Origin of the sequence: Nonomuraea fuscirosea (assembly GCF_003001935.1) — a bacterium.
Taxonomy (GTDB): Bacteria; Actinomycetota; Actinomycetes; order Streptosporangiales; family Streptosporangiaceae; genus Nonomuraea; species Nonomuraea fuscirosea.
Window position 1 is genome coordinate 375,865 of sequence record NZ_PVNG01000009.1, and the last position, 13,696, is coordinate 389,560.

The following is a 13,696-nucleotide window of genomic DNA, read 5'->3' on the forward strand; positions in this document are numbered from 1 at the left end:
TCTCAGGGTGCGGCGGAGTCGGACCGCGGCACCGGGAGGGGTCAGTCGGCCTCGGGGAAGCCGATGGAGAAGGCCGCGTCGAGGTCGTGCTTGGAGTAGGCGCGGAAGGCGATGTGGGTCTCGGTGTGGAGCACCCCGGCCACCTTGTTGATCCGCCCCGGCACCACCTCGGCGATCTCCTCGTAGGCGGCGACCCTGACCATGGCCAGCAGGTCGTATTCGCCGGTGATGGAGTAGACCTCGCTGACGCCCTGGATCTCGGCGATCGTCTCGGCGACCTCCGGGATCCGGTCTACCTCTGCATTGATGTGGACGATAGCCGTGACCATGCATCAACTCTATCGTTTCACCTCAAAGGTCGCCCCTCCCGTTCGCGCCGCTGATCGAGATGCCGATAGGCGAGGTCGATGCGGGCCTTGTGCCGGGCCGCGCCCCGCGCGGGCAGGCTCCACTCGCCGTCGACCTCCACCAGGCGCACCCCCGGCGACTCCAGCCAGCGCAGGATGCACTCGGTCTCCTCGGCGCTGGCGGCGTGGACAGGGCCAGGACCCGGCAGCACGACCTCCGCGGCGGCCGTCAGCGAGGCGACGAAAGGGGTCGGGTGGGTGCCCTTCTGCATCACCCCGGCCGCCGCCAGCCGCCCGTAGCGGACCACGTGGATGTCCCAGCCGCCGCCGAACGCGGGGCTGGCCGCGACGAGCTGCGGGATGCGCGTGATGGCGCTCAGCCGCTGCATGCGGGCCGCCGTGCGGACGAACGCGGCCAGCCGGTCGCGGTCGACCGAGGCCTCCTCGTAACGCTGCTCGACCGACAGGCGCTCCATCCTGGCCGACACGGCGGTGAAGACGGGGGAGGCGTCGAGCGTCATGGCCCGCCGGGCGCTCTCGACGTGGACCGCGTATTCCTGCGGGCTTTCCCTGCCCTCGCACGGCGCCCCGCAGCGGCCCATCTCGTGCAGCGCGCAGGCCGCCCTGCGGGTGCGCAGCGTGACCGGCTGGGTGCACTGGCGCAGCGGGACCGCCTCGTGCAGCGCGATGCGGGCGTCGTCGGCCAGCCGGGCACTGGTGAAGGGGCCGAGGTAGGTGGCGCCGTCGTCCTTCAGCTCGCGCACGATCGACAGGCGCGGGAACACCTCCGCCGTCAGCTTGAGCCACAGGACCTTCTCCGGGAAGCGGGAACGGCGGTTGTAGCGCGGCTTGGCGCCGCCGATCAGCCGCAGCTCCCTGACCTCGGCCTCCAGCCCGGTGGCGCAGACGATGTGGCGCACCCGCTCGGCGATGCCGATCATCTCGCGGATGCGCGGCCGGGTCTCGGCGGCGGTGAAGTAGGAGCGCACCCGGTTGCGCAGGTTGGTGCTCTTGCCGATGTAGAGGACCTCGCCGCGCTCGTCCTCGAACAGGTAGACGCCGGGCGCGTGCGGCACCGACTCGGCCAGGTGGCGCTTGCGCTGCTGCTCGGGCGTCGGCGCGCGGACGAACGACTTCAGCTCCTCCAGCGTGTGCACCTGGAAGGAGCCGGCCCGCTCGATCAGCCCGTGGAGCACGTCGACGGTGGCCCTGGCGTCCTCCAGGGCGCGGTGGCACGGCTCGACCGGGCTGCGAAAGAACCGGGCCAGCGTGGCCAGCTTGGCGTTGGGCGTCTCGTCGCGGGTCAGCACGCGCCTGGCCAGGTCGACGGTGTCGACCACCGGGTTGGCCGGCGGCGGATAGCCGAGCGCGGCGCAGGCGGCCTTGACGAAACGGGTGTCGAACCCGGCGTTGTGGGCCACCAGCGTGGCGCCGCGGATGAACTCGAGGAAGCTCGGCAGCACCGTCTCGATCTTGGGCGCGGCCATGACCATGCTGTCGGTGATGCCGGTCAGCACCGAGATGAACGGCGGTATCGGCCCTCCCGGATCGACCAGCGTGGAGAACTCCCCGAGCACCTCGCCGGCCCGCACCTTCACCGCGCCGATCTCGGTGATCGCGTCTTCGGCGGGCGAGCCGCCGGTCGTCTCGAGGTCGAACACGACGAACGTGACGTCGCTCAGCGGAGTGCCGAGCTCGTCGAGAGTGCCTTGAACCGGATCCACGAACCAAGACCATAGAGAGGTCGACCGACAGGAACGAGTCACCACCCCTCTTGGCGATTAGTTACCCTTCCCTTTATGTCCTCGGGAAGACTCGCCGGCCGCTACACCCTGCAACGCCCGCTCGGCGCGGGCGGCATGGGGAAGGTGTGGCTGGCCAGGGACGAGATGCTCGACCGCGAGGTCGCGGTCAAGGAGCTCACCCTGCCCGAGGGCATGGCGCCCAAGGATCGGTCACACTCGGTGACCAGGGCGGTGCGCGAGGCGCAGGCCACCGCGCGGCTGCGCCATCCCGGCATCGTGGCGCTGCACGACGTCGTGGTCGAGCAGGACCGGCCGTGGCTGGTCATGGAGCTGCTGCGGGGCCGCACGCTGGCCGAGACCGTACGCGAGTTCGGCCCCATGCCGGCCGCCCACGCCGCCAGGATCGGCGCCGACGTGCTGGAGGCCCTGAGCGCGGCCCACGCCCAGGGGCTGCAGCACCGCGACGTCAAGCCGGGCAACGTCTTCCTGACCGGGAGCGGCCGGGTGGTGCTCACCGACTTCGGCATCGCCAGGCAGGAGGGCCAGGCCACGCTGACCGAGCAGGGCCTGATGATCGGCTCGCCCGGCTTCATCGCGCCCGAGCGGCTGGAGGGTCATCCCGGCGGCCCCGCCAGCGACCTGTGGTCGCTCGGCGCCACCCTCTACGTCGCGCTGACCGGCGCGCCCGCCTTCGAGGGGTCGGTGGCCCAGCGCGTGCGCGACACGCTCACGCGGCCCGTGCCCGTCGTGCCGGGGCCGCTCGGCCCCCTGGTGGCCGCGATGATGGCGACCCAGCCTGGAGCCCGTCCCGACGCGCGGGCGGCCGTCCAGGCGCTCAGGCAGGTCGCCGCCGGCGGTCCCGCGCCGCAGGTGCCCGCCGGCGGCGACACGACCGCGCCCACCAAGGTGCGCGGGCGCGGCAGGCTCGCGCTGTGGGGGGCCGCCGCCGTGGTGGTGCTCCTCGCGGCGGCCACGGGCGTGTTCTTCCTGCTGAGAGAGCAGGAGAGCACGCCGCCCGCGGCGTTCGACGTGCCGATGGACGTGTGCACGCTGCTCGCCGCGTCGGACGTGGGCGGCCTGCTGCGCACCCAGAGCCCGCCCAGGGCCCAGCCGGGCTCCGACGCGGTGGGCCCCAAGTGCGGCTGGCCCGCCCAGGGCACCGGCGTCGGCGTACAGGTGCAGAAGGACTCCGACACCGTCGACCCCTGGTCGATGACCGACGCCTCGGCCCGCGCGCTCTTCCGCAACCAGAAGCGCTACTGGGCCAAGTACGACGACATCGACTGGACCTGGCCCGAGATCGGGGTGAAGAACAAGGAGCGCGCGAAGCGCACCCCGCTGCACGACATCGCCGGGCTGGGGGAGGAGGCGTTCGGCTTCGAGCTGAAGGGCCCCACCGGCCGCGTGCACTCCGCCCACGTCTACTACCGGCTGGCCAACCTCGTGGTGAGCGTCGAATACACCACGCTGGCCGACCGGCCGACCGACGAGGACGTCAAGCGCTCGGCCCTGAGAGCCGCGCAGGCGAGCGAGCGGACGTTGCGCGATGCCGGGTGACCTCTACCTGCTGGCAGGCCGCTACCGGCTGATCGAGCGGCTCGGGCAGGGTGGCGCGGGCACGGTGTGGCGCGCCATCGACGAGACGCTCGACCGGCAGGTCGCCGTCAAGCAGGTACGCGTGCCGCAGGGCATGGGGCCGCGCGAGCGGGCCGCGTTCGCCGACCTGGCCATCCACGAGGCCAGGTCCGCCGGGCGGCTGCGCGACCCGGCCATCGTGCTCGTGCACGACGTCGTCCTCGACGGCGACCAGCCGTGGATCATCATGGACCTGGTCACCGGCCGCTCGCTCGACAAGGTGATCAAGGAGAGCGGGCCGCTGCCGCCCCAGTTCGCCGCCCAGGTCGGGCTGCGGGTGCTGTCGGCGCTGGAGGTCGCGCACGCCCACGGCATGCTGCACCAGGACGTCAAGCCGGCCAACATCCTGCTCGACGCCGACGGCTCCGCCATGCTCACCGACTTCGGCATCGCCACGCCGATGGGCGGGCGGGGCGACCGGTTCGGCAGCGCGGGCTCGCCCGGCTACATGGCTCCGGAACGACTCAACGAGCAGCCCTCGGGCCCCTCGTCCGACCTGTGGTCGCTGGGCGCCAGCCTGTACACGGCGGTGGAGGGACGCGCGCCGTTCGAGCGGGAACTGCCCGCCGCGATCGCGGCGGCGGTGCTGCTGCACCAGCCGCCCTTCCCCGTCAGGGCGGGCCGCGACCTGGGCGGGCTGCTGATGGCCATGCTGGCCAAGGACCCGGCGGCCCGTCCCGACGCCGCCCGGGTCCGCGCGGAGCTGACCAGGCTGGCCGGCGCCACCGGCGGCGGACGTCCGCGCCGCCGCGCGGCCTGGGCCGCCGCGATCGCCGCCGCCGTGGTCGTGCTGGGCGCGGGCGGCTGGTACGCGGCCTCGGCGCTCGGCGATCCCGCCCAGGACACCGGCCGGTACGCCGCGGCGCCCGACCCGTGCGCCCTGCTCGGCGACGACGAGGCCGCCCGGCTGATGAAGGGCGCCGTCGAAAGCGATCCCACCAGGGCGGGCGAGTGCCAGTGGCAGCTGAGCTCCGGCTCCGGCAGGGGCAACCGCCTCATCGTGCGCGCCTGGGCCGAGCGGCCCACGCGGGACCTCGGCGGGCCCGAGGTGGCGCGGCGCCGCTTCACCAGCGAGCGGAGCACCAGGGCGGCGGCGGAGGGCACGTCCCTGCGGGCCTCCCACGGCAAGGTCAGGGACGTCGCGGGCCTGGGGGAGGCGGCCATCATCCAGAACGCCTTCGAGTTCTACCTCAACTCCACCGAAAGCGGTAAATCGGACAGCGTGCTGCTTTTCCGAACGAGTAACCTGCTGGGCGAAGTGGTCTGGCACCGTGAGGAAGCGACGCGGAAGGCCCCGGCGGACCAGGACACCGCGATCGCCGCCGCCCGCCTCGTCTTCGCGGCGCTGCCGAAGTGAGCCCCGATGCTGCAAGAACCTTGCAAGGGGCATGACTAGCATGTTTCCCCGCAAGTCAGGGCAACCCCAGGAGTCCCCGTGAATCCCGGTAGCGAGTACGAGCCGCCGACCACCCCCTACCAGGCGCCCGGCGGGCCGTCCGAGCCACCGAACACGCCTTACCGGACGCCCGGCGGACAGGCGCCGCACTCGCCGTATCCGGGGGGACAGCAGCACTCAGGGGGACAACCGCACTCAGGGGGGCAGCCGCCGCACTCGCCGTACGGGGCGCCAGGGGGACAATCGCCGGACGCGGCCCAGCAGACGCCCGGCGGGCCGTACCCGCCGTCCGGAGGCCAGTATCCGCCTCCCGGAGGGCAGTATCCGCCGCCGGGCGCGCCGTATCCGCCGCCCGGCCGGCCGTACGACGCCCCTGGCATGGCTCCGACCCTCCCCCCGACCATGCCTCCGACGCCTGGGCCGCCGCGGCGGCCCAGGCCCGCCTGGATCATGCCCACGCTCGCCGCCGCCCTAGTCGTGCTGGTCGCCGCGGGAGGCGTGGGGGCCTACTTCCTCTACGGCAAGGTCACGGGCGCGAGCGCGCCCCCGACCGCAGCGCCGTCCTCACCCGCCGCGACGGCTTCCGCCGCGGCGGCCCCCGACGTGTGCGCCATGCTGCCCGCGGACGAGGCCGACCGGCTGGTGCCCGGCGCGACCGTGGCCAAGCGTTCCAGAGAGGGCGACTACACCGTCGACTTCACCTGCAACTGGATCAACCAGCGCATCTCGTACGGCGAGTTCTGGCGCAGCAGGGAGATCGACGTCAGGATCGAGCAGCACAAGGGCGAGGGCGCCAAGACCGGCCGGGCGATGGCCCAGAACTCCTACGAGGTCGAATACCGCGGCGGCAAGTACGGCGCCACCGCCACCCCGTCCCTCGACCCCGACGAGAAGCAGTACATCTCGCCGGTCAAGGACGTCCCCGGCGTCGGCGACGACGCCTTCGCCCAGTACACCTGGCGCCGCGACGGCAAACTGCTCTGGTACGCCTTCGGCACCGCCCACGCCCGCGTCGGCGACATGACGATCGAGGTCAAGTTCCAGGCCGGCCAGCAGCGCAAGGACTCCCAGGTGCTGTCCAACGAGAGCACCCAGGCCGTCACGGAGGAGAACGCCATCCGCGAGGTGAGCGGCCTGGCCGGGCACTTCGCCAAGGGCGTGGCCGCCTGGCAGGCCCGCAACCCCGGCGTGCTGGCCCAGGCGGAGAAGTCGGCCGAGGCCACGGTCTCGCCGAGCGCCGCGCCGACCCCCTCGCCGAGCGTGCTGGCCGCCTTCCCCGCCGACTGCGGCGCCGTGACGGAGACGGCCACGCGGCTCGTGCCCGAGCCGACCACCAGGGCGCGCGGCACCCAGGCCGGCGCCGACAGCCAGACCGAGTGCCGCTGGCTCAACCTCGACGTGCCCGGCGGCGACGGCGAGAAGAAGATCCGCAGCGCGCTGATCACCGTCCACCGGTTCACGAACCGGGCGGGCGCGGTGGACGAGACCGCGGCCAGGTCCTACTACGCCAGCGGGTACGGCCGCGCCAAGACCACCGCCGGCTCCGCCCTGGGCAACATCAAGTGGGGCCCGCTGGGCGAGGTCGAGGGGATGGGCGACCAGGCGTACCAGCAGTACGTGCAGACCAGGAACGGCGACGTCGCCGCGGCCAGCGGGTCGGTCGTCATCCGCGAGGGCGCGGTGGTGGTCAGGGTCGACTTCTCCGGTCATCAGCGGCCCGAGGGCGAGGAGACCAACTCGCCCAAGGTCGAGCTCATGCCGGAGAAGGAGGCGATGCCGGGCGCGCTCGGCCTGGCCAAGGCCTACCTCCAGGCCCTGGCCGCCCATCCCGCGGGCGACTGACCGAGCCGCCGCAGATCGGCCCGGCAGCCCTTCCGCGCAGCCCCTCGCCGGCCGTCTCGCGCGGTCCCTCGGCCAGTCTCCCGGGCGGACTCCTCATGCGGGGACGTCAGGCGGGGACGTCATGCGGGGACGTCATGCGGGGGCGTCATGCGGGGGCGTCAGGTCGGTAGGTCAGGCGGGGGCGTCGCGGAGGCGTTCGACCCGGATGCCGCGCAGCAGCAGCTCCGACACCAGCACCGCCGCCAGCAGGCTGACCAGCAGGCCGGCGCCCACGACCGCCGCGACCGGCGCCGCCGCGATGTCGTGCGGCAGCGGCGGCGTCACCGGCGGCTCGGTGAACTGCGGGATGCGCCCGAGCGCAGCCCAGGCCGCCACGAGCCCGGCCGTCAGCCCCGCCAGGGTGCCCGCGGTGACCGTGATCACCTGTTCCAGCAGGAGGGCGGCCCGCAGCGCCGCCACGCGGGCCCCCGACGCCTCCAGCGCGGCCAGCTCGTACCCGCGCCGCCTGGCCGCCGTGTACAGCGCCAGCACCGTGCGCCCGAGCGCCAGCGCCGCCGCGGCCAGCGCGGCGACCAGCAGCAGCAACAGCGCCAGCCCGGGACCCTGCGCCGCGAACGAGGCCACCACGTCGGACACGTGCCGCCGCGACACCACCGACAGCCCCTGCTCGGTCAGCGCCCGCTCCAGCGCCTCCGGGTCGTCCGCGCTGGTCCACACCTGGTACTCGGCCGTGTCGTGCACCCCGTACGCCATCCGGTCGGCCTGCGCCAGATCCACCAGGACGCCCGCGCCGGTCAGCCCCGGCCCGGCCGCCGAGGCCAGGACCGGGGCGACGGGGGTGGCGAAGGCGGCGTCCAGGCCGGGCACCGCCCGCATGCCGACGGCGCCGACCGTGATCGCCGCGGGCACCGGCCGGTAGGTGGCCGGGCGCAGCGTCTCGTTGCCGATCTCGGAGACGATGAACGTGCCGTCGCGCGAGCCCGGGTCCTGGTCCACCCGCCAGGGCGGCAGGGGCAGGGCGTTCCAGCGGCCCTTGTCGCGTACCGCGATTCCGGTGACCTTCACGTGCGCGTACGCCATCTCGTCGAACTGCGCGGGCGGCGTCATGTCTCCCGAGAGCGCGCGCAGCTCGCACGCGGCGTCCCGGCAGGCCGGCGGCAGGTTCCACTCATGCGCGCCCCCGCGCCCGCTGAGCGCGCCGAGCGGGATCGCGGCGGGCCGCAGCTGTCCCGGCACGCGCAGCGTGGCGAACAGCCGGACTCCCCACCCCTCGGGCGGCGGGTCGTGCGAGATCCGCACGCGCAGCCGTTCGCCCCGCAGCCACACCCGGGGCGCCGCCGGTCCCGGCAGGCCCGCGACCGCCTCGGGCAGCGGCCGCCCGCCCGCCAGGCCGGGCCGCCAGTGGGCCACGGCGGCCAGCCTGGCCGGGTCGGAGGCCACGAGCTGCGGCGGCCCCGGCACCTTGATCACCGGAGCGGCCAGCCGGCCGCCGGGGTCGGCGGCGTTCACGGCGGCGATCAGCCGTTCCGGCTCGACCGGCCGGACCGCGATCGCCACCGGCGCGCCGTTGTGGAACCTGGCCGTCTCCTCGTAGTCGCCCGACGTGGCGCTCCACGCCGACACCGCGAACGTGGCCAGCCCGAACGCCGTGCCCAGGACGACCACACTGCCCGCCGTCACCGGCCCCCTCGCCACCTGCCGCAGCGCGAGGAACGGCCCCAGCCCGCCGCGCCGCCTGGTGAGCCGGAACAGCCGCCGCGCCAGCACCGGCAGCGCCCGGCCCGCCAGCAGCGCCACCCCGAGCGCGACCAGTCCCGGCACCGCCATCGCGCTCGAACTCTGCCCCGACACGTCCGTGATCACGCCGGTGGCCAGCAGCTCCACCAGGCCGAGCGCGGTGATCGAGAGCACGATCGCGTCGAGCACCCAGCCGCGGGCCGACCTGCGCGGGGTGCGCCGCCACTCCTCGGTGACCGGCCGGTTGGCCGTCCGCCAGGCCGCCAGCGCGGCGGCCAGCACGCCGCCGAACATGGCCGCGACCCCGGCCACGGCCGCCTCGGGCGGGAAGCCGGCCGGGATGCCGGGCGGCAGCAGCGCGCCCACCATCGCCCCCGCCGCGGCGTATCCGAGCAGCAGGCCGAGCGGTACCGCGGCGGTCAGCACGAGCAGCGGTTCGGTCAGCGCGAAGCGCCACACCCGCGCCCGCCGGTGCCCGCGCAGCCGGGCCAGCGCGATCTCCGCGCTGCGCGCCCTGACCAGGTCGCCCACCGTCTGGAAGAGCAGCATCCAGCCGAGCCCGACGAGCTGAACGATCACCAGGAGCGCGGGGACGCCGAGCGAGCCGGCGTTCGCGGTCAGTCCCTTCAGCATGTCGGCCACGCGGGAGTAGACGATGTCGCTGCTCTGCGCACCCGCCGCCTCGGCCGCGGCCTGCATGGCCGACAGCTTCGCGATGTCCGTGCCCTCCAGGCGGGCGGGGTCGATGTAGACGGTGGCGTAGTCGGTCCAGCCGGACTTGACGTCGCCCGCCACGTCCACGGCGTCGGTGACGAGGTAGGTGTCCGTCCTGGTGCTCGGCACGGTGAACAGCGCGTCGGCCTTGTCGTCGGCCGGCTCGCCCGGCGGGCTGAACAGCGTCCTGCCGAACCAGAACGGATCGTTCGCCGGCCCCGGCCGGTAGAGGCCGACCACCTTGAGCGGCGCGGGCTTGCGCCCGCCCTCGGTCACCTCCATGCCGAGTACCGAGGTCAGCCTGATCCGCCCGCCCACCTTGAACCCGGACGTCCGGCCGGCCATCACCTCCCCGCTCGCGCGGGGACAGCGCCCCGCGACCACGACGACGTGCTCGCACTGCCCGTCCTGCCAGACCAGCGAGTACGCGCGCCGATCGGCACGCCGCCCGCTCGTGGCCTCCATCCCGAACACCGGCCGGGTGGTGAACGCCGCGCCCGCGGTGAACGCGGCGACCTTGGCCTCGATGCCGCCTGTGCTGGTGGTGTACCGCCAGCCGCGTCCCTCCAGCGGCGCGGCCCGCACCGCGTCCCTGGCGATCGTGGTGCGGGCGGCGGCGGAGTAGATCGGGCCGACGGCGGCCGAGGCGATCGGGACGAGCGCGATGAGCAGCACGACCAGCGAGAGCGTGCGGCGTTCCCACAGACCGCGCAGGATCACGCCTCGGCCCTCCTGAGCGCGATGCCGTCCTCCAGTTCCTCGATCCTGGCCATCGAGCCGGGCGGCAGCAGATGGTGGTACTCGGGCGGCACCTGCACCGCGCCCTCCCTGCCGACGACCACGAAGTCCTCGCCGCGCCTGCTCTCGGCGCCGACCCGGCCGTCCCTGATCGTCACCGTACGGCTCAGCGCCCGGCTCACGGCGGCGTCGTGCGTGACCACCACCGCGGTCGTGCCGTCGGCCGCCGCGGCCCGCTTGATCAGCTCGACCACGCGCGTGCCCGACTCCTCGTCGAGCTGGCTGGTGGGCTCGTCGGCCAGCAGTAGCCCGGGCTTGTTGGCCAGCGCCACCGCCACGGCCAGCCGCTGCTGCTCGCCGCCCGACATGCTGCCCGCGGGCCGGCCGCCCGCGTCGCCGAGACCGACCCGGCGCAGCAACTCGGCGGCCCGCCGCCGGTCGCGTCCGGCCGCGCGCTGGGCGAAGGCCACGTTCTGGGCGGCGCTGAGGTAGCCGATGAGGTTGCGGGCGGGCTGCTGCAGCACCATGCCGATGCGGGTGGCCCGCAGCCGGTCGAGTCTGCGCTGGTCCAGCCGGCCCAGGTCGGTGCCGTCCAGCCACAGCCGGCCGGCGCTCGGGCGCAGCAGCCCCGCCAGCAGCCACAGCAGCGTCGACTTGCCCGCACCCGACGGGCCGAGCAGGGCCACGGTCTCGCCCGCCTCGATCGTCAGGTCGACGTCACGCAGCGCGACCAGCTCGACGTCACGCGCCTTGTAGATCTGCACGATCCCGTCACACCTGACCAGGCTCACCGCACCACCCACTCCTATCTCGCGGGCGGCCCCGCGCACACAGGGCGGCTCACGGGCCGCTCCTCGAGCGTTGCCTGGCCACGTCGCGTACCTCGATCACCCGGTCGCAGCGCTCGGCCACCTCGGGGTCGTGGGTGGCGACGACCAGCGTGGTGCCGCCGCCGGCGACGGCGAGCAGTTCGTCCAGGACGACGGCGCGGTGGACGGCGTCCTGCTCGGCCGTCGGCTCGTCGGCCAGCAGCACCCGGGGCCGCAGCGCCAGCGCCCTGGCCACCGCGACCCGCTGCTGCTGCCCGCCCGACAGCTCCTCGACCAGGTGATCGGCGAACCTGGCCACCCGCAGCCGCTCCAGCGCGTCCGCGGCCAGCCGCATCGCCTCGCCCGGCGCGCACCCGCCCGCGCGGAGCGCGACCTCGACGTTCTCGGCCGCCGTGAGCAGGGTCAGCAGCCCGTACGACTGGAAGACCAGCGCCAGCCCGGCCCGCAGCTCGGGCTGCTCGTCCAGCGGCACGCCCCGCACCAGGACCCGGCCGCCGGCCGGCGGGAGCAGCCCGGCCAGCGTGGTCAGCAACGTCGTCTTGCCCGACCCCGACGGGCCCATGAGCGCGACCCGCTCGCCGGAGGCGAATTCGAGGGTGAGGCCGTCGATGATCGTACGGCCGCCGGCGCGGCAGGTGAGGGCGCGACAGGCGAGCGCCGATCCGGTCGACACGGGCTGGATCATCTCCCTGACTGGAGAGGCGCGTCAACGGTTAATGAGGCTGCAACCCGGTTGCAAGTGGGACAAATAACGTTATATCTGCAAGCACTTGAGCCGCGCGATCACGTTTGTCCAGTACAGGGGCATGGGCAAACCATGGGGGATCGCGCGGCTCCTTTGTTCTCCCGGGCTCGCGCCGGTCCTCGCCGGTCTTCGCCCCGGGTCCTCGCCGGTCATCGGCTCGGGCCCTCGCCGTGCCTTCATCGCCTCCGGGCGGAGGTTCGCCGGCTCAGGAAGGGGGCGAGCAAGCCCGGCACGGCCCGATCGGCCAGGTCGAGCCCGTCGCCGTGGCCCACGTCCACCACCTCGTAGTGACCCTTCCCCGCCGCCGTCGTGGCGCGCACGGTCAGGAGCCCGGCCCGGCGCTGGAAGTACGACTCGGTGATCGTCCAGCCGGCGATGCCCCTGCGCTCCAGCGCGACCGTCCGCCTGGCCACGGCGCCTCTCCTGATGACCAGATGCCGGGAGCTCAGCGCGTGCCCCAGACTCGTGGCACCCGCCACGGCCAGCCACAGCCCGAATGCCAGCACCACCACAGGCAGTACCCACACCCAGCCCCACACCCACTCGCCCACCCCACCGTCCAGCCAGCCGGTCACCTGACCGTTCATCCGGCCGTCCACCGGCGCCGCTCCCCCCGCCACGCCCGTCGCCGGGCCCGGCAGCGGAGGCGTCACCAGGGCCCTTGTCATGATCGTTGCCAGGGTGGTGACCAGCGCCGTCACCACGGCCGTCACCACCGCCCGGATGATCCGCCTGCGCCGCGCGGCCGGCGGGTGCGGTGTCAGGGCGGGCAGCCCGGCACCGGCGACCAGGGCGGCGATCCGCATGGCCAGGGCGCGGGGGAGCGGCGGGGTGAGCGCGGAGGCGTCCTCGCTCTCGTCGCCCCCCGACGTGCTCAGCCCGGTGGCGACGGTCCTCACCCTGGCCCCGCCGCCCAGCCGCAGCAGCAGCGGCTCGCTGATCTCCACCCCGCGCAGCCTGCGTTCCTCCAGAGTGAGGGAGCGGCTGGTCAGCAGGCCGCGCCGGACCCGGAGCCGGCCCGGCTCGCGTTCGAGGCGGTAGCCGCCCCACGACTCGGCGAACAGCAGCCCCGCGCCCAGCACTCCGACCAGCAGGTTGGCCGTCAGCAGCATGGGCACCGCGAGCAGCGGCAGCGTCACCACCCAGTCCCACACCCCGGCCGCCAGCCGGCCGGTGACCTTCTTCAGCCCGAACGCGTCGAGCGCCTTGTACAACGCGCCGAGCACCACCGCCGCGCCGGTGAAGGTCCACACCGACAGCGGCGCGTACCTGACCCACGACCAGCGCAGCTCCGCCACCAGCCCATCCACCCGCGTCCCGTCCGCCAGCAGCCTGTCCGCCCGCGTCTCGCCCGTCGATGTCCCGTCTGCCAGCGTCTCGTGCGCCGCCAGCCTGTCGGCCCGCGTCCCGCCCACTGGCGTCCTGTCTGCCTGTGACCCGTCCGCTCGCTCGGCCGGCTCGCCCTGGTGCAGCAGGACGCGGCGCAGGGACTCCGCCTCGCGCCTGCCGAGGGAGTCGAGGACGAGTTCGGTGTCGTCGCCCGCCTGCTCTCCCGTGCCGACCTTGACCACGGTCAGGCCGAACATCCGGCGTACGGGGTCGGCGCGCAGGTCCACGCTGCGCACCCGGTCGCGCGGGAGCGAGCGGTGCCGCCGGGTGGTGACGCCTGAGCGCAGTTCCAGGCGCTCTGGGGTGAGCCGCCAGCGGGCGGCACGCAGCCGGAGCACGTCGTACGCGGCCGCACCGGCGACGATCAGCACCGCGACGCCCGCGCAGACCCCGACCACCCCCCAGAACGGCCAGTCCCTGCCCGACAGAAACCGCACGACCCCGGCCACCGCCCCCACCACGACGGCCAGCGACTTCACCCCCGACGCCCACGGACTCCGCCCCGCCAGCCGCCGCCACCCACCCCCGCGCACCGCCTGGCCGCCACCGGCCTGCTCGTGCTGCCGACGCTGCGCGCG

Annotated in this window: 9 protein-coding genes; 3 read left to right on the forward strand and 6 right to left on the reverse strand. The window is 74.3% G+C overall.

The window, feature by feature from the left end:
• Positions 1–41 precede the first annotated feature (41 nt).
• Together B0I32_RS22850 and B0I32_RS22855 are read right to left on the reverse strand one after the other, a co-directional pair.
• On the reverse strand, positions 42–329 hold the full coding sequence (locus B0I32_RS22850; RefSeq protein ID WP_106242714.1) for an Lrp/AsnC family transcriptional regulator: 288 nt from the start codon (positions 327–329) through the stop codon (positions 42–44).
• 17 nt (positions 330–346) lie between these two features.
• Positions 347–2,071 carry a DEDD exonuclease domain-containing protein gene (locus B0I32_RS22855; protein ID WP_106242717.1) on the reverse strand — a complete coding sequence of 575 codons (1,725 nt, stop codon included), beginning with the start codon at positions 2,069–2,071 and terminating at the stop codon, positions 347–349.
• Positions 2,072–2,146: 75 nt separating this feature from the next.
• Between B0I32_RS22855 and B0I32_RS22860 the strand changes: the two genes are divergently transcribed.
• The 3 genes from B0I32_RS22860 to B0I32_RS22875 all read left to right on the forward strand — a co-directional run bounded on the left by B0I32_RS22860 (position 2,147) and on the right by B0I32_RS22875 (position 6,965).
• Positions 2,147–3,649 (forward strand): serine/threonine-protein kinase, encoded by a 1,503-nt coding sequence (locus tag B0I32_RS22860; protein WP_106242720.1) that lies wholly within the window; start codon positions 2,147–2,149, stop codon positions 3,647–3,649.
• Positions 3,639–5,084, forward strand: coding sequence for a serine/threonine-protein kinase (locus B0I32_RS22865; RefSeq protein ID WP_106242722.1), 1,446 nt, complete (start codon positions 3,639–3,641; stop codon positions 5,082–5,084). Before B0I32_RS22860 ends, B0I32_RS22865 begins: the two co-directional genes overlap by 11 nt.
• 441 nt (positions 5,085–5,525) lie before the next feature.
• Entirely contained in the window at positions 5,526–6,965 is a 1,440-nt protein-coding gene (locus B0I32_RS22875) for a hypothetical protein (protein WP_181307664.1), read from the forward strand.
• Positions 6,966–7,136: 171 nt separating this feature from the next.
• On the opposite strand, the gene B0I32_RS22880 is transcribed toward B0I32_RS22875, so the two are convergent.
• From B0I32_RS22880 to B0I32_RS22895, 4 genes are all read right to left on the reverse strand, one after another.
• The gene (locus B0I32_RS22880; RefSeq protein WP_106242729.1) at positions 7,137–10,136 is read right to left on the reverse strand and encodes an FtsX-like permease family protein; all 3,000 of its coding nucleotides are present in this window, start codon (positions 10,134–10,136) and stop codon (positions 7,137–7,139) included.
• Positions 10,133–10,945, reverse strand: a complete 813-nt coding sequence (locus B0I32_RS22885; protein ID WP_106242730.1) for an ABC transporter ATP-binding protein — start codon at positions 10,943–10,945, stop codon at positions 10,133–10,135. The genes B0I32_RS22880 and B0I32_RS22885 overlap by 4 nt, the downstream gene beginning before the upstream one ends.
• A gap of 49 nt (positions 10,946–10,994) precedes the next feature.
• Positions 10,995–11,657 (reverse strand): ATP-binding cassette domain-containing protein, encoded by a 663-nt coding sequence (locus B0I32_RS22890; protein WP_219911964.1) that lies wholly within the window; start codon positions 11,655–11,657, stop codon positions 10,995–10,997.
• A 248-nt stretch (positions 11,658–11,905) separates the two neighbouring features.
• On the reverse strand, positions 11,906–13,696 hold a 1,791-nt coding region (locus tag B0I32_RS22895), incomplete at its 5' end, for a PH domain-containing protein (protein WP_146178278.1).